16 protein-coding genes are annotated in these 19,240 nt (G+C 61.4%); 8 read left to right on the top strand and 8 right to left on the bottom strand.

From position 1 onward, the window contains the following. Positions 1–89 precede the first annotated feature (89 nt). Positions 90–1,517, top strand: coding sequence for an exodeoxyribonuclease I (gene sbcB / locus QNH97_RS22695; protein WP_283553993.1), 1,428 nt, complete (start codon positions 90–92; stop codon positions 1,515–1,517). A gap of 93 nt (positions 1,518–1,610) precedes the next feature. On the opposite strand, the gene mvaT is transcribed toward sbcB, so the two are convergent. Beyond that, positions 1,611–1,988, bottom strand: coding sequence for a histone-like nucleoid-structuring protein MvaT (mvaT, locus tag QNH97_RS22690; RefSeq protein WP_003205091.1), 378 nt, complete (start codon positions 1,986–1,988; stop codon positions 1,611–1,613). Between the two features lie 304 nt (positions 1,989–2,292). On the opposite strand from mvaT, the gene purU reads away from it, so the two are divergent. Further along, entirely contained in the window at positions 2,293–3,141 is an 849-nt protein-coding gene (gene purU / locus QNH97_RS22685; RefSeq protein WP_283553992.1) for a formyltetrahydrofolate deformylase, read from the top strand. An 89-nt stretch (positions 3,142–3,230) separates the two neighbouring features. Continuing rightward, on the top strand, positions 3,231–3,404 hold the full coding sequence (locus QNH97_RS22680; RefSeq protein ID WP_283553991.1) for a hypothetical protein: 174 nt from the start codon (positions 3,231–3,233) through the stop codon (positions 3,402–3,404). A 4-nt stretch (positions 3,405–3,408) separates the two neighbouring features. Here QNH97_RS22680 and gpgF read toward each other — a convergent pair whose 3' ends face one another. The 3 genes from gpgF to gpgS are packed head-to-tail and all read right to left on the bottom strand — an operon-like array spanning position 3,409 to position 6,275. Next, complete coding sequence (gpgF, locus tag QNH97_RS22675; protein WP_283553990.1) at positions 3,409–4,404, bottom strand: glucosaminyl phosphatidylglycerol flippase; 996 nt, start codon at positions 4,402–4,404, stop codon at positions 3,409–3,411. Continuing rightward, the gene (gene gpgD, locus QNH97_RS22670) at positions 4,401–5,168 is read right to left on the bottom strand and encodes an N-acetylglucosaminyl phosphatidylglycerol deacetylase (protein WP_283553989.1); all 768 of its coding nucleotides are present in this window, start codon (positions 5,166–5,168) and stop codon (positions 4,401–4,403) included. Before gpgD ends, gpgF begins: the two co-directional genes overlap by 4 nt. Before the next feature lie 15 nt (positions 5,169–5,183). Continuing rightward, positions 5,184–6,275, bottom strand: a complete 1,092-nt coding sequence (gene gpgS, locus QNH97_RS22665; RefSeq protein ID WP_283553988.1) for an N-acetylglucosaminyl phosphatidylglycerol synthase — start codon at positions 6,273–6,275, stop codon at positions 5,184–5,186. Between the two features lie 327 nt (positions 6,276–6,602). On the opposite strand from gpgS, the gene QNH97_RS22660 reads away from it, so the two are divergent. After that, positions 6,603–8,090 carry a helicase HerA-like domain-containing protein gene (locus tag QNH97_RS22660; RefSeq protein WP_283553987.1) on the top strand — a complete coding sequence of 496 codons (1,488 nt, stop codon included), beginning with the start codon at positions 6,603–6,605 and terminating at the stop codon, positions 8,088–8,090. A gap of 945 nt (positions 8,091–9,035) precedes the next feature. On the opposite strand, the gene QNH97_RS22655 is transcribed toward QNH97_RS22660, so the two are convergent. After that, complete coding sequence (locus tag QNH97_RS22655; RefSeq protein ID WP_283553986.1) at positions 9,036–9,491, bottom strand: DUF721 domain-containing protein; 456 nt, start codon at positions 9,489–9,491, stop codon at positions 9,036–9,038. 308 nt (positions 9,492–9,799) lie between these two features. On the opposite strand from QNH97_RS22655, the gene secA reads away from it, so the two are divergent. The 3 genes from secA (at position 9,800) to QNH97_RS22640 (ending at position 14,850) form a co-directional block, all read left to right on the top strand. Beyond that, the gene (gene secA / locus QNH97_RS22650; RefSeq protein WP_283553985.1) at positions 9,800–12,535 is read left to right on the top strand and encodes a preprotein translocase subunit SecA; all 2,736 of its coding nucleotides are present in this window, start codon (positions 9,800–9,802) and stop codon (positions 12,533–12,535) included. A 120-nt stretch (positions 12,536–12,655) separates the two neighbouring features. Beyond that, positions 12,656–13,873: a bifunctional glutamate N-acetyltransferase/amino-acid acetyltransferase ArgJ gene (gene argJ, locus QNH97_RS22645; protein WP_283553984.1), complete on the top strand. Its 1,218-nt coding sequence runs from the start codon at positions 12,656–12,658 to the stop codon at positions 13,871–13,873. A 32-nt stretch (positions 13,874–13,905) separates the two neighbouring features. Next, positions 13,906–14,850 (top strand): Nudix family hydrolase, encoded by a 945-nt coding sequence (locus tag QNH97_RS22640; RefSeq protein ID WP_283553983.1) that lies wholly within the window; start codon positions 13,906–13,908, stop codon positions 14,848–14,850. Between the two features lie 146 nt (positions 14,851–14,996). On the opposite strand, the gene QNH97_RS22635 is transcribed toward QNH97_RS22640, so the two are convergent. From QNH97_RS22635 to QNH97_RS22625, 3 genes are read right to left on the bottom strand one after another with little or no spacing between them, the layout of a single operon-like run. After that, complete coding sequence (locus QNH97_RS22635; protein WP_283553982.1) at positions 14,997–15,578, bottom strand: cob(I)yrinic acid a,c-diamide adenosyltransferase; 582 nt, start codon at positions 15,576–15,578, stop codon at positions 14,997–14,999. A 2-nt stretch (positions 15,579–15,580) separates the two neighbouring features. Next, a complete protein-coding gene (locus QNH97_RS22630; RefSeq protein ID WP_283553981.1) occupies positions 15,581–17,617 on the bottom strand; it encodes a sensor histidine kinase in 2,037 nt (678 codons plus the stop codon). A gap of 46 nt (positions 17,618–17,663) precedes the next feature. Continuing rightward, entirely contained in the window at positions 17,664–18,581 is a 918-nt protein-coding gene (locus tag QNH97_RS22625) for a putative 2-dehydropantoate 2-reductase (protein WP_283553980.1), read from the bottom strand. Positions 18,582–18,723: 142 nt separating this feature from the next. Between QNH97_RS22625 and QNH97_RS22620 the strand changes: the two genes are divergently transcribed. Continuing rightward, the gene (locus QNH97_RS22620; protein ID WP_003178574.1) at positions 18,724–19,203 is read left to right on the top strand and encodes a YajQ family cyclic di-GMP-binding protein; all 480 of its coding nucleotides are present in this window, start codon (positions 18,724–18,726) and stop codon (positions 19,201–19,203) included. The last annotated feature ends 37 nt before the right edge of the window (positions 19,204–19,240 follow it).

Below are 19,240 nucleotides of genomic sequence, written 5' to 3'. Positions count from 1 at the left end.
ACATTGGATGTTTCAAAAGTTACAGGACCGCTGGCCTGGGGCGGGTTCGAGCGCCTAGACTTCGCCAGTCTTCAGTTCAGGAACAGCCCGTGACTTCCATCTTCTGGTACGACTACGAAACCACCGGCATCAACCCGCGTTGCGACCGGCCCTTGCAAGTGGCGGGTATCCGTACCGATTTCGAGCTCAATGAAATCGACGAACCGGTGAACCTGTATTGCCAGCCCAGCGATGACATCCTGCCCCATCCGGCGGCCTGTGCGATCACCGGCATCACTCCGGCGTGCCTGGCCGAAAAAGGCTTGAGCGAAGCCGATTTCATGACCCGTGTCCACGCCCAACTGGCCGCTCCCGGTACGTGTGGCGCTGGTTATAACACCCTGCGCTTCGACGATGAAATGACCCGCTACAGCCTTTATCGGAATTTTTTCGACCCCTATGCGCGGGAATGGCAGGGCGGCAACAGTCGCTGGGACCTGATCGACCTGGTGCGCGCCGCCTATGCCCTACGCCCGCAAGGCATCGTCTGGCCGCAGGAGGAGGGTCGCGTCACCCTCAAGCTCGAGCGCCTGACCGCCGCCAATGGCATCGACCATGGCCAGGCGCACGATGCGTTGTCGGACGTGCGCGCGACCATCGCCCTGGCCCGCCTGATTCGCCAGCAGCAGCCCCGGCTCTACGACTGGCTGTTCCAGCTGCGCAGCAAACAGAAGGTGATGGACCAGATCCGCCTGCTGCAGCCGATGGTGCACATCTCCGGACGCTTCTCGGCGGCACGCAATTACATCGGCGTCGTCCTGCCGCTGGCCTGGCACCCGAAAAACCGCAACGCCCTGATTGTCTGCGACCTGCACCTGGATCCCCAGGGGCTGCTCGACCACGATGCCGACCGGTTGCGCCAGGGTTTGTACACGCGCCGTGAAGAACTGCTCGATGGTGAATTGCCGGTGCCGCTCAAGCTCATCCATATCAACAAGTGTCCGGTGGTCGCGCCGTTGTCGGTGCTGCGCGCCGAGGATCAACAGCGGCTGCAACTGGACATGGACGGCTATCAGCAGCGGGCATTGCGACTAACTGACGCACAGGAAGTTTGGCAGGATAAACTTCAAGCTATTTATGGCCGCGAGGATTTCACCGCCAGTGAGGATCCCGAACAACAGTTATACGCGGGCTTCATCGGCGACCGTGATCGTCGTTTATGTGAACAAGTCCGCTTGGCGGACCCGGTGCAATTGGCTCAACAACGCTGGCCATTCGATGACGAGCGCTTGCCGGAATTATTGTTTCGATATCGCGCGCGCAACTTTCCAGACACGCTGAATCCCGAAGAGCAGGGGCGTTGGAGACTTTTCTGTCAACAACGTCTGTCATCCCCGGAATTGGGAGCGCCTAATACCTTGAAAAGTTTTGATGAGGCAATGGGAGAATGGATGGCGCTCTCTACGCCATTGCAGCAAGAGGTCCTCATGCAATGGCAGGGCTACAGCCAGCAATTGCGTAAACGTTTAAGCCTATGAGCGGTGTCCAGAAGTAAAAAAGACAGGCATAAAAAAACGCCAGCAATCGCTGGCGTTATTGTGTTCGCAAAGAACGGCGCGAACCGGTGAGGCTTAACCCAGCAGGGTTGCCCAGCCTTCAACCACGTCACCGCCCCACTTGGCTTTCCACTCTTTCAGGGTCTTGTGGTTGCCACCTTTGGTTTCGATGACTTCACCGTTGTGCGGGTTTTTGTATTGCTTAACTTTGCGAGCGCGTTTGGTGCCGGTAGTTTTTACCGCGCCACGTGGTGCTTTGCTCGACTTGGCTTCTGGATCCAGCAGGGCAATGATGTCGCGCAGGGACTTGGAGTACTCGCCCATCAGCGTGCGCAGTTTGCCTTCGAATTCCAGTTCGGTTTGCAGTTTGTCGTCTTGGGACAGGTTTTTCAGGCGCGCTTGCAGTTCTTTGATGGCTTCTTCAGTGGCGCGGTATTCATTGATCAAGGACATTTGGACTACCTTATGTAGGGTGCGGGTGACAAGGAGACAGTGCGGCAATAGTAATCAGACAGTTTCATCAAGTAAACATTTAAGCCGTGTTTTATTTAATTAATTAGTGCAACGCCAGAAAAAACGGGCATTGCAGTTAAATACTGTGAGCGGTCTCACATCTGTTTGCGCATATAGCCTGGTGCCACACGCCACGCCTTTCGCGATCCAGGGCCATCGCGAGGGTACGGTGCGTCATCGATACTGCAGTTTTCCTGCGCAATGGCTAGAATGGCCGCCTTTGCGAAGTTCTGGAGTTCCCCTAATGCGCACTTTTCGGCTGGTGATTGCTTGCCCGGACCGCGTCGGTATCGTTGCTAAAGTCAGTAACTTTCTGGCGTCCCATAACGGCTGGATCACTGAAGCGAGCCATCACTCGGACAATCACAGTGGCTGGTTCTTCATGCGTCACGAGATTCGTGCCGACTCGCTGCCCTTCGGCATCGAAGCCTTTCGCGAGGCTTTTGCACCGATTGCCGAAGAGTTCTCGATGGACTGGCGCATCACCGACACCGCGCAGAAAAAACGCGTCGTGCTGATGGCCAGTCGCGAGTCTCACTGCCTGGCTGACTTGCTGCACCGCTGGCACAGCGATGAGCTCGATTGCGACATTGCCTGTGTCATTTCCAACCATGACGACTTGCGCAGCATGGTGGAGTGGCACGGCATCCCGTACTACCATGTACCGGTCGACCCGCAGGACAAGCAGCCGGCGTTCGCCGAAGTCTCGAGGCTGGTCAAGCAGCACGAGGCCGAAGTGGTGGTGCTGGCCCGCTACATGCAAATCCTGCCGCCGGCCTTGTGCCGCGAATACGCCCACCAGGTCATCAACATCCATCACAGTTTCCTGCCGTCGTTCGTCGGCGCCAAGCCGTACCACCAGGCTTCCCTGCGCGGCGTGAAACTGATTGGCGCCACCTGCCATTACGTGACCGAAGAGCTGGACGCCGGCCCGATCATCGAGCAGGACGTGGTGCGCGTCAGCCACAGCGACAGCATCGAAGACATGGTGCGTTTCGGCCGTGACGTAGAGAAGATGGTGTTGGCGCGGGGCCTGCGCTATCACCTGGAAGACCGGGTGTTGGTGCACGGCAACAAGACTGTGGTGTTCTGACTACACTCAAGGAAAAAGATGACCCGTGGCAAGGGAGCAAGCTCCCTCGCCACAATGATTCATGAAACCCTCAGGGACAGCGTTGCACCATGACCGATCCATTGGACAAAGCCACCTCCCGTGCACCGGCCACATTGGGCGAAGGCTGCCTGAGTCGCTACGACCCGGATGCGTTGGGACCAGAGGACGGCACTGAGTTTCCTGACGCCGCCGAACTCTGGAAACAGACGCATCCCCAGGATGAGCCCGAACAGAAACGCTGATCGATCAGGCCTGCCTGAGCTTTATCAGCTTCTTGATCAACGGTCGCCCGACCATCAAGAAGAACACCGGCCCGCCCGCCACCAGGTAAAAGTAATAAGTCACTGCTCGCCAGATCAGAATCGCCGCCGCGGCAGTGGATTTACCCACCATGGGTGCCAACAGCGCCGCCGAGGTCAGTTCCGCAGCCCCGGCACCGCCCGGCAGCAGGCTGAATTGCCCGGCGCTCAGGGACAGCATCTGGATCAGGAAACTCCAGGCCCACTGCAAATCCGCCCCCAGCCCTTTCAACGCCAGGTACAGCACGCTGTAGCGCAATACCCAATGGAGACACGTCAGGCCGAAGACTTGGAACAGGGTTTGCCGTGGCAATTTCAAGGTGTCAGTAAACGCCGCGAGAAAGTGCAGGATCTTGCGTGCCCAGCGTCGACGGGTGCTGCTCTTTACCCGCAAATGACACAGTAGCCGAGCGCCCAGCAGAATCAGCCGGCGGTGGTAGCGGGCCACCAGCGCACAGGCGAACAACCCGCCAAACATTGAAACTGCACTCAATCCCAGCATCCATTCCATGCGTTGGCTGAGATTCTGGAACAGCGCATAAAACAGGATGCCCACCAAGGCGCAGAGGAAGAACAGCAGGTCGCTCAACTGATCCATGGCAAATACCGCACTGCCATGGGCCGGGCGCACGCCATTGCGCGCCAGCAGGGCCATCAGTGTCAGCGGCCCACCACTGCCGCCGGGCGTTGCGCACATGGCGAACTCGGTGGACATCACCACGCCCATGCTTTTCAGTCCGCCGATACGCCCGCGGTGTTCACCCAGCAGCAAACGCAGGCGCATGGAGTTCAAACCCCAGCACAGCACGATCATGCCGAGCATGATCAGCAGCAGCGATAAGGGAAAACGTTGTACCCGCGTCCACATCTCCCCGCCGCCCACCAGCAGCGGAACCAGAAGCGCCGTGAGCAGCGCGGCGGCCAGCCAGATCAGCCGTTTCATGCGGCGCTGCTGACCCGCAGGCCCTGAGTCGCCAGCCAGCCGGCCTTGGTCATCGGCATGCGACCGTCATTGAGCAGGCGTTCGAGGGTGCGCAGCCAGTAATCCCGGGAAAACCCGTGGCGCATGTCCACTGGGTGCAGGCCCAGGCGAATCACCGGGGCCTGGCGCCAGCGCGTTTCCCTTTGGTCGCTGAGGACTTTCGACAGGCCGCGGCGCCAGGCACTGCGGGCGCTCCAGACCAACCCCGGGGCGTCGATGGCGGTGAAGTCGGGCAGGCGATAAAGGTGTTGGGTATCGCTGGTGTAGCTCAGGGGCAACTGGCGCAAGGCCTGGCGGGTACCTTCGCTCATCAGCCAGGCCGGGGCGACGAAACCTTCCAGCGGCCAGTGGTAACGCTCAAAGATCTCGATACCAGCGCGCAGGCGGGCGAGGGCGGCTTGCTCGGACAGGTTGTAGAACTCACCTTCATGGGTATAGACCCGGCGCATGAACCAGTCCTTGGGGTGCCGGGCCGCAGGACCGTCGTCGCAGTGGTAATAACCATGCAACACCAGTTCGTCGCCGCGCTCGACCCGACTGTCGAGCAGACGCCGAAAACCCGGGTGAGCCTCCAGGGCATTGTTGCGGTGAAAGTCAGGCACTACCAACCAAGTCATCGGCACCTGGCCGAGGGCATCGACGGCTTCGACAAAGGGCTGGTAGTCGGGCCAGGTTTGCGGTGCCACGTCGTGCAGCACCAGTAACACGCTGGGTGAATGAGTCATCGACAGGGCCTCGTCTCAACCATTGGCCAGCAGCGGCATCTGTTCGCCGAGCACGGCGTAATAATGCCCCAGCAAGCTGTTGACCACTGAATCCCAAGCGTAATAGCGCTCCACATGACGCCGCGCCATCGCGCCACGGCGCTGGCAGCCCTCGGCAAAGAGTTGCCGCACGGCGTTGGCCATGGCCTGTGGGTTGTCGGGTGTGCACAGCAAGCCGCAGTCTTCGTGGACGATTTCAGTGAAGGCCCCGGCGGCCACCGCCACCACGGGAATACCGCAGGCCATGGCTTCGAGGATCACCAGGCCGAAGGTCTCCTGGTCTCCGGCGTGCAGCAGGGCATCGGCACTGGCCATGAGCCGGGCAACTTGCGGCGCCGGGCAGAACTCATCGACCACCGTGACGTTGTCCGGCACCACGGCGGGCATCGACGAACCCACCAACAGCAGGTGGTAACGCTCGCCCAGGCGTTTCATGCACTTGAGCAGCACCGGCAGGTTTTTTTCCTTGGAACCGCGGCCGGCAAAAATCAGCAGGCGCGTGTCTTCGGCGATACCCAGTTCGGCGCGCAACTCCGGGTCGCGAGCAGCGGGATTGAAGGTTTGCAAGTCCACGCCCAAAGGCTGCACGTAGACGTTCTTGACGCCCAGCCCGGTCAGTTTGTCAGCCATGACTTGGCTCGGCGCCAGGACCCGATCGAAATTGCCGTACAGCTTGCTGACGTAGGCTTCGATGTTGGGCGTGAACCAGTTGCCCATGCGGTTGCTCACCAGCAACGGCAGGTCGGAATGATAAAAACCGATCACGGGCACGTCGAGCTGACGCCGGGCATCCAGGGCGGCCCACGCGGTGAGGTAGGGATCGCCGACCTCAATCAGATCCGGCTGTAGATCACGCAGGACATTACGCCAGGGCGCCAGGCGAAGTGGAAAACGATAGCCTTTGCCGAATGGCAGGGCGGGGGCCGGAACCTTGTAGATTCCATCGTGCTCGCTCAAATGCGCGCCGGGGATCAACAGGCTGTGGCGAATACCGGGCCGATCGCCCAGGCGCCGGTGCTTGGCATCCAGATAAGTGCGCACGCCTCCACTGGCGGGGGCGTAGAACATGGTTATGTCCGCTATATGCACGATGAACGTCCCTCCGGTCTGTGTTCTCCTGTGTTGACCTTTAGTAAGAATAGATGTTCGGTTGGGGTTGTGTGGCAGCGGGATGCCAGCGGGGATTGGTTTGTTTGACAGGGCCTCATCGCGAGCAAGCTCGCTCCCACAGGGCTCGGCTGGAACACAGATCCAATGTGGGAGCGAGCTTGCTCGCGATGAGGCCAGCCCGGGCTCGCAGGCTTTTGTTCCTGGTGCCCGGGTCTAAATGCTGCGGGCGTGCTTTTATATAAGCGTGCAAAATGGCGTCATATCGCAACTATCACAGGTGACCAAATGCCTGACTCATCGCAACTCGTTATCGGGGCCGACCTTGCCGGCCAGCCCATCGCCCAGGCCATGCGCCTGGCCAATCGTCATGGCTTGGTGGCGGGCGCCACCGGTACCGGCAAGACCGTCACCTTGCAGCGCTTGGCCGAGCTGTTCAGCGATGCCGGCGTGGCGGTGTTCGCCGCCGACATCAAGGGTGACCTGTGCGGCCTCGGCGCCGCCGGCAACCCCCAGGGCAAGATCGCCGAGCGTATCGCCGGAATGCCTTGGCTGGGCCACAAGCCTCAGGCTTATCCCGTGACGTTGTGGGACATCCATGGTCAGTCGGGTCATCCGTTGCGCACCACGCTGAGTGAAATGGGCCCCTTGTTGATCGGCAGCCTGCTTGAACTGACGGACAGCCAGCAATCGGCGTTGTATGCCGCTTTCAAGGTTGCCGACCGTGAAGGCTTGCTGCTGCTGGATCTCAAGGACCTGAAGGCGCTGCTCAATCACCTCAAGGACAACCCCGAGTTGCTGGGGGACGACGCGGCCTTGATGACCACCGGCTCCAGCCAGGCTTTGTTGCGGCGCTTGTCGACCTTGGAACAGCAGGGCGCGGACGCGTTGTTTGGCGAGCCGGCCTTGCAGCTCGAAGACATCCTGCAACCGGCCGGCGATGGCCGTGGTCGCATTCACTTGCTGGACGCCAGCCGTCTGGTGCATGAAGCACCGAAGGTCTACGCGACGTTCCTGCTGTGGCTGCTGGCCGAGCTGTTCGAGCAGTTGCCCGAGCGTGGCGATGCGGACAAACCGTTGCTGGCGCTGTTCTTCGACGAGGCGCATCTGTTATTTGCCGGCACGCCCAAGGCTTTGCAGGAGCGTTTGGAGCAAGTGGTGCGGCTGATTCGTTCCAAGGGCGTCGGGGTGTATTTCGTGACCCAGTCGCCGGGGGACTTGCCTGATGACGTGCTGGCGCAGTTGGGGTTGCGCATCCAGCATGGCCTGCGGGCCTTTACTGCCAAGGAGCAGAAGTCGTTGCGGGCAGTGGCGGACGGTTTTCGGCCCAATCCGCAATTCGATGCCCTGGCGGTACTGACCGAACTTGGCATTGGTGAGGCCTTGGTGGGCACCTTGCAGGAAAAAGGCACGCCGGAGATGGTCCAGCGCGTGTTGGTGGCGCCACCGCAGTCGCGCATCGGGCCGCTGAGCGAGGCTGAGCGTGCCGGGTTGATCGCCAGTTCGCCGTTGCGGGGGCGTTATGACAAGCCGATTGATCGTGAGTCGGCCTATGAAGTGTTGATGGGGCGTAAGGGGTTGGAGCCTCAGGCCGAAGTGGTTCCGGGTAAACCGGCGGGTGAAGAGCCGAGTTTTACCGAAAAGGCTGGGGAGTTCCTCGGTACGGCGGCTGGCCAGGCGTTGAAATCGGCGATGCGCCAGGCGGCCAATCAGTTGGGGCGGCAATTGGTGCGGGGGTTGATGGGGTCGTTGTTGGGGGGGAGCAAGCGTCGGTAGGCAAGACTGAGTTAGCCCCTTCAAGATCGCGTTCACAGGGGGGGGTGTATTTTGTGTGTATATCCGTTTTTTTTGTGACGGCTGCTGGCGGTTCCGCTCTTACAGCGGCTCACTTTTGAGAAGCCTGCGCGGCCCGGCGAAAAGTAAGCAAAACGCTCTTGCCCCACCACTCGGTGCCTCGCCTAGGCTCGGCATGCCCTCACTCCGGCATTGCTCCGTGGGCCCGCCGCGAAGGACCATCCATGGTCCAGCGCGGCTACCTCGGCATCCATGCCGAGGTGCCCACTGCGCAATGCCTGCGTTCGGCCAGCGTGGTTTAACGGGGCGCCCGGATCAAAAGCAGAGCAAGAGCAAGAGCAAGAGCAAGAGCAGGGCACTTCCAGCATCTATGTGGCTGAACCACCGCTATCGCGAGCAAGCTCGCTCCCACATGGGTTTGTGGGTGCTCATAGCATCTGCACACGACACAAAAACCTGTGGGAGCGAGCTTGCTCGCGATGAGGCCAGCCCATTCAACATCTCCATTGACAGTGACACCGCCTTCGCGAGCAGGCTCGCTCCCACAGGAGGAACGCGTTCACTCCCAACCAGGTCGGCTCTCAGGCCGCCTCGCGACGGACGTTGATCTCAGCGCCCCATTAACCACGCTGGCCGAACGCAGGCATTGCGCAGTGGGCATCCCGGCATGGATGCCGGGATAGCTGCGCTGGGCCATGGATGGCCCTTCGCAGCGGGCCCACGGAGCAATGCCGGAGTGAGGGCATGCCGAGCCTAGGCGAGGCACCAAGTGGTGGGGCATGTAGCGTTTTGCTTACTTTTGCGCTTCTCAAAAGTGAGCCGCTGTAAGAGCGGAACCGTCAGTAGCCGTTACAAAAAAAACGGATATACACACAAACTACAAACCCCCCACCCATAGCGGTCCTACACCCAACCAAGAAACCCAGGTCAATCCTTGGGCCGAGCATGCGCCGCCAACCGCTCCAACGCCGCCCGCAGATTAGGATCGCTAATACCATCCGCCGTAGCCTGGATAGTCGCGGCCGCATCAATAGACAGGTCCAAGGTATGCCCCTTGACGCCAACCTGCACCGTAGGCGGCTGCACCTTGAACAAAATCCGCGTCAGGCTGGCAAACTCTTCGAACACCTGCAGTTGCCGCAGCAGACGCTTTTGCTGATAGCGCAAACGCGTGGCCCAATGCCCGTCGGTGACGATCAGCAACAAACTGCCTTCGCGCCAGGACGCCACGTGGCAATGCTCGCGGGCGGCAGGCTGCAACTGGCTGTCCAGCAAGCGCTGCAGATGACCCAGGCGTTTGGCGTGGCCGAAGATGGCTTTTAGCGGTTTGGCTTCGCGCAGCAGAACGGCGGGAGCCTTGGCTGGAAGGGGGCGAAAGGCCATGAACGAATACCGCAAGTGACAGAGGCGCCATGGTAGCAGAAAGCGCCGGGCGCGCCTCGACCCTGGCGCCCGGCGGTTTTTTCCTGCGCAATCAAAAGAGTAACTTCTGCGCCTGGTGGGTTGAAGTTCGCGCAAAAGCCCTTATTTTAGGGAGGCCCCGTCACAGCGCTGTGCCAGCATCGTGGAATAACGCCACTTTCCTCTCCATCGTTTCCGGGTAGAATGCTCGTTCGCATGCGGCCATGAGGGCTGCACGGGCGACTCACGGGGCCGCCCTCCATCCCTTTAGTGTGGAAGATCCTGCCGATATGTTTGCGCCTTTGTTAAAGAAACTTTTTGGAAGCAAGAACGAGCGTGAAGTCAAACGCATGCTCAAGACGGTACAGACTGTCAATGCCTTCGAAGAGCAAATGGTGGCCCTTTCGGACGATCAGTTACGCGCCAAGACTGCCGAATTCAAGGACCGCATCGCCAAGGGGGAAACCCTTGACCAGCTCCTGCCCGAAGCCTTTGCGGTCGCTCGTGAAGCCGGTAAGCGGGTCATGGGCATGCGCCACTTCGACGTTCAGTTGATCGGCGGCATGACCCTGCACGAAGGTAAGATCGCCGAAATGCGCACCGGTGAGGGCAAGACCCTCGTGGCGACCCTGGGCGTCTACCTCAACGCACTGTCCGGCAAGGGCGTGCACGTGGTGACGGTCAACGACTACCTCGCCCGCCGCGACGCCAACTGGATGCGCCCGCTCTACGAATTCCTCGGCCTGACTGTTGGCGTTGTCACGCCGTTCCAGCCGCCGGAAGAGAAGCGCGCCGCCTACGCCTCCGACATTACCTACGGCACCAACAACGAATTCGGTTTCGACTACCTGCGCGACAACATGGCGTTCAGCATGGAAGAAAAATTCCAGCGTGAACTCAACTTTGCCGTGATCGACGAAGTCGACTCCATCCTCATCGATGAAGCCCGTACCCCGCTGATCATTTCCGGTCAGGCCGAGGACAGCTCCAAGCTGTACATCGAGATCAACAAACTGATCCCGCAGCTCACGTTGCACGTCGAGGAAGTCGAAGGCGAAGTGACCCAGCCCGGGCACTACACCGTTGACGAGAAGACCCGTCAGGTCGAGCTCAACGAAGCCGGTCACCAGTTCGTCGAGGAAATGCTCACCCGCGTCGGCTTGCTGGCTGAAGGCGAGAGCCTGTACTCGGCCCACAACCTGGGCCTGTTGACCCACGTTTATGCCGGCCTGCGTGCCCACAAGCTGTTCCATCGCAACGTCGAATACATCGTGCAGGACGGCCAGGTCGTGCTGGTGGACGAACACACCGGCCGTACCATGCCGGGTCGTCGTCTGTCCGAAGGCCTGCACCAGGCCATCGAGGCCAAGGAAAACCTGAACATCCAGGCCGAGAGCCAGACCCTGGCCTCGACCACCTTCCAGAACTACTTCCGCCTGTACAACAAACTGTCCGGCATGACCGGTACCGCCGACACCGAAGCGTTCGAATTCCATCAGATCTACGGTCTGCAAGTGATGGTGATTCCGCCGAACAAACCGTTGGCCCGTAAAGACTACAACGACCTGGTGTTCCTGACCGCCGAAGAGAAATACGCGGCGATCATCGCCGACATCAAGGAGTGCATGGCCCAGGGCCGTCCGATCCTGGTGGGTACTGCCACCATCGAGACCTCCGAGCACATGTCCGCCTTGCTCAACAAGGAAGGCATCGAGCACAAGGTCCTCAACGCCAAGTTCCACGAGAAGGAAGCCGAGATCATCGCCCAGGCCGGTCGTCCGGGTGCGCTGACCATCGCCACCAACATGGCCGGCCGTGGTACCGACATCCTGCTGGGCGGCAACTGGGAAGTGGAAGTCGCCAGCCTGGAGAACCCGACCCCCGAGCAGATCGCGCAGATCAAGGCCGATTGGCAGAAGCGTCACCAGCAGGTGCTCGAGTCTGGCGGTTTGCAGGTGATTGCGTCCGAACGTCACGAATCGCGCCGTATCGACAACCAACTGCGTGGCCGTGCCGGTCGCCAGGGCGACGCCGGTTCCAGCCGCTTCTACCTGTCCCTGGAAGACAGCCTGATGCGCATCTTCGCCTCTGACCGGGTGAAGAACTTCATGAAGGCCCTGGGCATGCAGCCGGGCGAGGCGATCGAGCACCGCATGGTGACCAACGCCATCGAGAAGGCCCAGCGCAAGGTCGAAGGTCGCAACTTCGATATTCGTAAGCAACTGCTTGAGTTCGACGACGTCAACAACGAACAACGTAAAGTGATCTATCACATGCGTAACAGTTTGTTGGCCGCCGACAACATTGGCGAAACCATCGCCGACTTCCGCCAGGACGTGCTCAACGCCACCGTCAGCGCCCACATTCCGCCGCAATCGCTGCCGGAGCAGTGGGATGTCGCTGGCCTGGAAGCCGCCTTGCAGAGCGACTTCGGCGTGGCCTTGCCGATCCAGCAATGGCTCGACGAAGACGACCACCTGTACGAAGAAACCCTGCGCGAGAAGCTGCTGGCCGAACTGATCGCCGCTTATAACGAGAAAGAAGATCAGGCCGGCGCCGAAGCGCTGCGCTCCTTCGAGAAGCAAATCGTGCTGCGCGTCCTGGACGACCTGTGGAAAGACCACCTGTCGACCATGGACCACCTGCGTCACGGTATCCATTTGCGCGGTTACGCCCAGAAGAACCCGAAGCAGGAGTACAAGCGCGAGTCCTTTACGCTGTTCTCCGAGCTGCTGGATTCGATCAAGCGCGACTCGATCCGTGTGTTGTCCCACGTTCAGGTTCGTCGCGAAGACCCGGTCGAAGAAGAAGCCCGCCTGCGCCAGGAAGCCGAAGCCCTGGCCGCGCGCATGCAGTTCGAACACGCCCAGGCCCCTGGTCTGGAAGTGGTCGCCGAAGAGGGCGTCGATGTGGACGTCGCCCTGGCCACCGCGCCGGTGCGCAACGAGCAGAAGCTGGGCCGTAACGAACTGTGTTATTGCGGTTCGGGCAAGAAATACAAGCATTGCCACGGGCAGATCCAGTAACCCCGTTTCAACGCTGAACCACCCGCGCCGCGACCGGCTCCCAGCCGTCGCGGCGTTTTGCCATTTGATCCATCGTCCCGAAAAGACGGTGCCGATATACATCTATTAAGGAGCGCATTCATGGCTGTTGGTCTTGGTCCGTTGCCAACGTTGCACCCGGTTGCCGGTTTTGAACTCGGTATTGCCTCGGCGGGCATCAAGCGCCCTGGGCGCAAGGATGTCGTGGTGATGCGTTGCGCCGAAGGTTCGACGGTGGCCGGCGTGTTCACCCTCAACGCTTTTTGCGCCGCGCCGGTCATCCTGGCCAAGCAACGTGTGCAGGGGCCGGTGCGCTATCTGCTGACCAACACCGGTAATGCCAACGCCGGCACCGGCGCGCCCGGCCTGGCTGCCGCCGAACGTACCTGCGCCAAGCTGGCCGAGCTGACCGGTGTCGACGCCAGCCAGGTGCTGCCGTATTCCACTGGGGTGATTGGCGAACCGCTGCCGGTCGAGAAGATCGAGGGTGCGCTGCAGGCCGCGCTCGATGACCTGTCGGAAAACAACTGGGCCGCCGCCGCCGCCGGCATCATGACCACCGACACCCTGCCCAAGGGCGCGAGCCGCCAGTTCCAGCACGACGGCGTGACCGTCACCGTTACGGGTATCAGCAAAGGCGCCGGCATGATCCGCCCGAACATGGCGACCATGCTCGGCTACATCGCCACCGACGCCAAGGTGTCCCGTCAGGTGCTGCAAGACCTGATGCTCGACGGCGCGAACAAGTCATTCAACCGCATCACCATCGACGGCGACACCTCCACCAACGACTGCTGCATGCTGATCGCCACCGGCAAGGCCAACCTGCCGGAAATCACCGAAGCCAGCGGTGCGCTGTTCGAGGCTTTGAAGCGGGCTGTGTTTGAGGTGTGCATGGAAGTGGCTCAGGCCATCGTCCGTGACGGCGAAGGCGCGACCAAGTTCGTGACTGTGCAGGTCAACGGCGGTGGCAATCATCAGGAATGCCTGGACGTCGGCTACACCGTGGCGCACTCGCCGCTGATCAAGACCGCGCTGTTCGCCTCCGATCCGAACTGGGGCCGGATCCTTGCCGCCGTCGGCCGTGCCGGCGTGCCGGACCTGGACGTGAGCAAGATCGACGTGTTCCTCGGTGAAGTCTGTATTGCGAGCGAAGGTGCACGCGCGGCTACCTACACCGAAGCCCAGGGCGCGGCGGTGATGCAACAGGAAGAAATCACCATCCGTATCGAGTTGGGGAGAGGTGATTGCAGCGAAACCATCTGGACCACCGACCTGTCCCACGAGTACGTCAAGATCAACGCTGAGTATCGGACTTAAACCGAACAGGCCGGCCTGGAGGAAACTGAGCGGTGAAACGAGTACACGTAGCGGCGGCGGTCATTCGTGACGCCGCCGGCAAGATCCTGATCGCCCGACGGGCCGACACTCAGCACCAGGGCGGCCTTTGGGAGTTTCCCGGCGGCAAGGTCGAGGCGGATGAGTCCGTCGAAACCGCCCTGGCCCGGGAGCTTCATGAAGAGTTGGGCATTGTCGTCGACTCCGCCCGGCCGTTGATCAAGGTGCGCCACGATTACCCGGACAAACAGGTGTTGCTGGATGTCTGGGAAGTCTCGGCATTCACCGGCGAGCCCCATGGCGCCGAAGGACAACCGCTGGCCTGGGTGGCGGCCCGCGATCTGGCGAACTACGCGTTTCCGGCGGCCAATCAGCCGATCGTCGCGGCGGCCCGGTTGCCGGGCGAGTACCTGATTACCCCTGAAGGCCTCGAAACACCGGCCTTGCTGCGCGGCATGCAGAAGGCGATCGCTGGCGGGATCAAATTGCTCCAGCTACGCGCGCCCAATGGCTACGACCCGCAATACCGCGACCTGGCGGTAGATGCGGCGGGCCTGTGCGCCGGCAAGGCCCAACTGATGCTCAAGGGGCCGTTCGAATGGCTGGGGGATTTCCCTTCTGCGGGCTGGCACATCACTGCCGCGCAATTGCGCAAGCATGCGGCGGCCGGTCGACCGTTCGGCAAAGACCGCTGGTTGGCGGCCTCCTGCCATAACGCCGAGGAGTTGTCCCTGGCGCAGCAGATGGATGTGGATTTCGTGACGCTTTCGCCTGTTCAACCGACCCAGACCCATCCCGAGGCCCAGCCATTGGGTTGGGCAGAGGCGACGCGGTTGATCGAGGGCTTCAACCGGCCGGTTTATCTGTTGGGCGGGGTAGGGCCTGGCGAACGGCAACAAGCCTGGGAGGCCGGGGCGCAGGGTGTGGCGGGGATTCGGGCGTTTTGGCCTGGGGCTTGATGCTGTGCCGCGGCCACTGACGCCATCGCGAGCAAGCTCGCTCCCACAGGAGATCTTCAGAGAGCACAGACTTTGTGTACGAAACGGATCCCTGTGGGAGCGAGCTTGCTCGCGATAGCGGCCTGACAGGCCATACACTTCTCTGATCAACCCCCGGGCTTGGCCGCCGCCTCCCAAAGCACCTCCGCCACCCCTTGTCGCCGGGCAATGACCCGCGCCGCCACGAACAGCAGGTCCGACAAGCGATTGATGTAGGCCAGTCCCGGGCCTTCCAGGGGTTCCACCGCGTTCAACTGTTGGCAACGCCGCTCGGCCCCGCGGGCGAGGCTGCGGCAGACGTGGGCCTGGGCAATCAGGGGCGAGCCACCGGGCAGGATGAAGTTCTCCAGCGGCCCCACTTCCTCGTTCCACACATCGATCGCGGCTTCCAGTCGTTCGACTTCCGCGACGGTCAGCGCTTGATAAGCCGGCATCGCCAGTTCCCCGCCCAGGTCGAACAGCCGATGCTGACACGGCGCCAACACATCGCTGATCTCCTTCAATGCCGGATACTGAGCTGATTCGACCGCGAGGCCGGCCAGCAACAATCCCAGCTGACTGTTCAGTGTATCCACCTCGCCAATCGCCTCGACCCGCGGGTGGTCCTTCGCCACGCGACGACCATCGCCTAGCCCGGTTTCACCTTTGTCGCCGGTGCGGGTGTAAATTTTCGACAGGCGAAAACCCATGTTCAACGCTCCAGTTGCTTGTGTTCCTGGGCCACCATCGAAGTGCCCGCCAGGGGCAGGCGCAAGGTAAAGCAGGTGCCCTGGCCCGGTGCCGACTGCACTTCCATCTGGCCCTTGTGGTTATTGGTGATGATGAAATACGACACCGACAGCCCGAGGCCTGTGCCCTGGCCGATCTCCTTGGTGGTGAAAAACGGCTCGAAGGTCCGCTTGCGTACGTTCTCGCTCATGCCGATGCCGTTGTCCTCGACCTGGATTTCCGCCCACGGTGGATTCAAGCGCGTGCGCAGGATAATGCGCCCGGGTTCGCTGTCGTCCTGGCGTTGGTGGATCGCCTGGGCCGCGTTTTTCAGCAGGTTGAGTAGCACCTGTTCGAGTTCGTTGGCCGTGCCGGGCACCGGGCCCAGGCTCGGGTCGAACTGACGGGTGATGGCCTGGCCCTTGAAGTCGAAACCGATTGCCAGGTCGAAGTCGTTGCCGGCGATTTCCACCGCCTGGTCGATCAGTGCCGGCAGGTCGCACGGTGCCATCTGCCGTGTGCTGCGACGGCTGAAGCTGAGCATGTGGGTGACGATTTTCGCCGCCCGCGCGCCAGCCTGCTGGATGCCGTCGAGCAACTGCGGGATCTCCCGGCTCTGCAGGTAACGATTGACCACCGGCAACTCGATCCCCAGTTGCTCGGCCTGTTCGAGGTTCTTGGGCAATTCCGGCGACAGGCGTCGGCGGATGTTCTGCACGTTGTGCAGGATGGCCCCCAGCGGGTTGTTGATCTCATGGGCCATGCCTGCCGCGAGGCCGCCGACCGAGAGCATTTTTTCCGATTGCACCATCATTTCCTCCAGCGACAGGCGCTGGGTGATGTCATCGATGCGGATCACCACCCCGCGCCCGGCGCCGCCCATCAGCGGGTAGAAGGTGAGGGCGTAGTGCCGGGCCTCATCGTCCTTGGTCCAGGTGACGCGCTCGATCTTGGCCACCGTGTGCTGCTCGACCGTTTGCTTGAGCTGCGGCAGGTAGGGCTTGAGCGGTTCGAAGGCGAGGAAGATCGGCTGGTTCAGCGCCTCGTCCAGCCGCGTACCGGAGAGCGCGCTGGCCTCCTGGTTCCATTGGGTGACGTAGAGCTGCTCGTCGAGGGCGATCAGCGCCGAGGGCATGGAGTCGATGATGCTGTTGAGGTAGTTCTGGAAACCGGTGAGTTTTTTCTCGATCTTGCTGCGCACCTGGACCTCCAGCTCCAGCTTGCGGTTGGTGTGGCGGGTTTCTTCGGCCAGGCCCTGGGCTTGGTCATAGGCGGCCTGGGAGTCGTCCCGGGCACGCTTGAGCTGTTGCTCGCGGGCTTCGATCCGCGACAGCATGGTGTTGAACGCTTCGGCCAGGCTGCCGATCTCGTCGTGGTTGCCACGGGCGGCGCGCAGGGAATAGTTCTCTTCGCGGGTCACCTGGCGTGACAGTTCTTCGAGCTGATGGATCGGCTGGGTGATCAGGCGTTTGATCTGCTGGGCAATGATCAGCCACAGCAACACGCTGAAAATCAGGATGCCCAGGCTGGCGGTCAGGGTGCCGGTGTAGAACGCCGTTGGCAGTTCGCTGCTGGCCACCAGCAGCAGGTGGCCCGGTTCCGTGCCGGGACGGGGCAGGGTGATGACCTGGTTGCTGCGGAATTCACCGGCCTGCCAGGCCTGCATATGGCGATAATGGTCTGGAAGCTTGAGTTTTTCGGCATGTTGCAGTTGCGCCAGGCGCTCACCCTGGCCGTCATACAGTGCCGCCGCCCGTAGCGGCGCATAGCTGTTGAGTTCATCGAGCAGGCGTTTGGCACTTTGTGGCGATTGCAGTGCGTCGGCGATCAGGCTCGGATTGGCTATCAGCCGGCCGATGGTCTGCAGGGCCTGGGGCGCCATGCTTTCCTGGGAAATGTAATAGGCGGCGCTGATAAAGGTCAGGTTGGCCACCAACAGGACAGTGGTCAACAACACCAACAGGGCCGCCAGCAGTTTCTGGCCGACCGGGAGGTTTTCAAGGCGCTGGCGCAATGGCATCAGACTCGTCGCTAAAAAGGGATACGAGGGCCAGCGTAGCCGCTGCTCAGTCGGCGGGCAATCCGAGCTTGTCCAGGTGGACAATCAGTCGCTGGCGCAGCTGTTCCAGGTGCGGCACTGCCAGCCCATGGCGCTGGGCAACTTTGCAGGCGTAGCCGAGCAAGTAGCTGATTTCGGTGCGACGTCCGTTGGCGACGTCCTGGTACATCGAGGAGTAATTGGCGGCGGTGGCCTGGATCACCCGTTCGACCTCCGTCGGCAAGTCTTCGGCAGCCGCGGGCTGACCGCAGCGTTCCAGCACATCCGTGAGCTCGGCGCACAGGGTCGCCACCTCGCAGTGATGGGCCTGCAAACCGCCATTCTTGCAGTGATGCAGCACGGTCAGCGGATTGATCGCGCAGTTGAGCGCCAGTTTGCGCCAGAGCCGGGTGAGGATGTCGGCGCTCCATTCGTGGGGAATGCCGGCAGCGCTCAGGTCGTCCAGCCAGAACGGCGCCACCGGGTGGGCGGGGTCGCCGAGCCAGGTGTAGCCGTGGCCGGCGAACACGACGCGCCAGTCACCGTCGCGGAACGCGCCTTCGGTACTGGAGGCGCTGATGCAACGGGCCTGGGGAACGCAATTGGCCACCGCGTCCTGGCTGCCGAGGCCGTTCTGCAGAAGGATCAGTTCCGACTTGGCGCTCAGGCGATGGGCCACCGAGGCCACGGCCGCCTCCGCGTCATAGGCTTTGCAGGCCAATAGCAGGCGTTTGATCGGCTCGGGGTTGTCTGCGGTTTCGCCGGGCACCGGATAGCTCTGGGTTTGGCCCTGTTCCACCAGCGTCAGGCCTCCGACCGCCCGATACGCCAGCAATCGGGCTTCATTGCGCAGCACCAGCCGTACCGGCAGGCCGGCCCGGGCCAGGCGCGTAGCCCACAACGTGCCGAGGCTGCCGGCCCCGAGGACATGCCAGGGCGTGGACATCAGTTTTTTACTCGGTTTGGCGCAGGCATCTGAGGGGCTCGCGGTATCGGCAAGAAAAGACCCGTTATAATGAGCCCGATTTTAACCACAAGCCAAGCGCGCGCCTTGTTACTGGCGCGCCTTTTTATTTGGAGAACACTACATGCCGTCATTCGACGTGGTATCCGAACTGGACAAACACGAAGTCACCAACGCCGTTGAAAACGCCGTCAAGGAACTCGACCGTCGTTATGACCTCAAGGGCAAGGGCAGTTTCGAGTTCAAGGAGCTGACCGTCAACCTGACCGCCGAGGCCGAGTTCCAGCTCGAGGCGATGATCGAAATCCTCAAGCTGGCCCTGGTCAAGCGCAAGATCGACGTGCAGTGCCTCGAGGTCAAGGACGCCTATGCCTCGGGCAAGCTGATGAAGCAGGAAGCCGTGCTCAAGGAAGGCATCGACAAGGAACTGGCGAAGAAAATCGTCGCTCATATCAAGGACGCCAAGCTCAAGGTACAAGCGGCGATCCAAGGCGAGCAGGTGCGTGTCACCGGCAAGAAGCGTGACGACTTGCAGGAAGCCATCGCGGCACTTCGCGGCAAGGAATTCGGCATGCCGCTGCAGTTCAATAACTTCCGCGACTGATACTTCAGTTGTATGGAGATCCTGTGGCGAGGGAGCT

Origin of the sequence: Pseudomonas sp. G2-4, from assembly GCF_030064125.1 — a bacterium.
GTDB lineage: Bacteria > Pseudomonadota > Gammaproteobacteria > Pseudomonadales > Pseudomonadaceae > Aquipseudomonas.
This window is presented reverse-complemented; position numbering and strand designations above follow the sequence as displayed.

Coding starts and splice junctions, on each gene's coding strand:
- mvaT (WP_003205091.1), bottom strand. CDS start 1,988: ATGTCCTTGATCAATGAATACCGCGCCACTGAAGAAGCCATCAAAGAA.
- purU (WP_283553992.1), top strand. CDS start 2,293: ATGCGCACTTTTCGGCTGGTGATTGCTTGCCCGGACCGCGTCGGTATC.
- QNH97_RS22680 (WP_283553991.1), top strand. CDS start 3,231: ATGACCGATCCATTGGACAAAGCCACCTCCCGTGCACCGGCCACATTG.
- gpgF (WP_283553990.1), bottom strand. CDS start 4,404: ATGAAACGGCTGATCTGGCTGGCCGCCGCGCTGCTCACGGCGCTTCTG.
- gpgD (WP_283553989.1), bottom strand. CDS start 5,168: ATGACTCATTCACCCAGCGTGTTACTGGTGCTGCACGACGTGGCACCG.
- gpgS (WP_283553988.1), bottom strand. CDS start 6,275: ATGTTCTACGCCCCCGCCAGTGGAGGCGTGCGCACTTATCTGGATGCC.
- QNH97_RS22660 (WP_283553987.1), top strand. CDS start 6,603: ATGCCTGACTCATCGCAACTCGTTATCGGGGCCGACCTTGCCGGCCAG.
- QNH97_RS22655 (WP_283553986.1), bottom strand. CDS start 9,491: ATGGCCTTTCGCCCCCTTCCAGCCAAGGCTCCCGCCGTTCTGCTGCGC.
- secA (WP_283553985.1), top strand. CDS start 9,800: ATGTTTGCGCCTTTGTTAAAGAAACTTTTTGGAAGCAAGAACGAGCGT.
- argJ (WP_283553984.1), top strand. CDS start 12,656: ATGGCTGTTGGTCTTGGTCCGTTGCCAACGTTGCACCCGGTTGCCGGT.
- QNH97_RS22635 (WP_283553982.1), bottom strand. CDS start 15,578: ATGGGTTTTCGCCTGTCGAAAATTTACACCCGCACCGGCGACAAAGGT.
- QNH97_RS22630 (WP_283553981.1), bottom strand. CDS start 17,617: ATGCCATTGCGCCAGCGCCTTGAAAACCTCCCGGTCGGCCAGAAACTG.
- QNH97_RS22625 (WP_283553980.1), bottom strand. CDS start 18,581: ATGTCCACGCCCTGGCATGTCCTCGGGGCCGGCAGCCTCGGCACGTTG.
- QNH97_RS22620 (WP_003178574.1), top strand. CDS start 18,724: ATGCCGTCATTCGACGTGGTATCCGAACTGGACAAACACGAAGTCACC.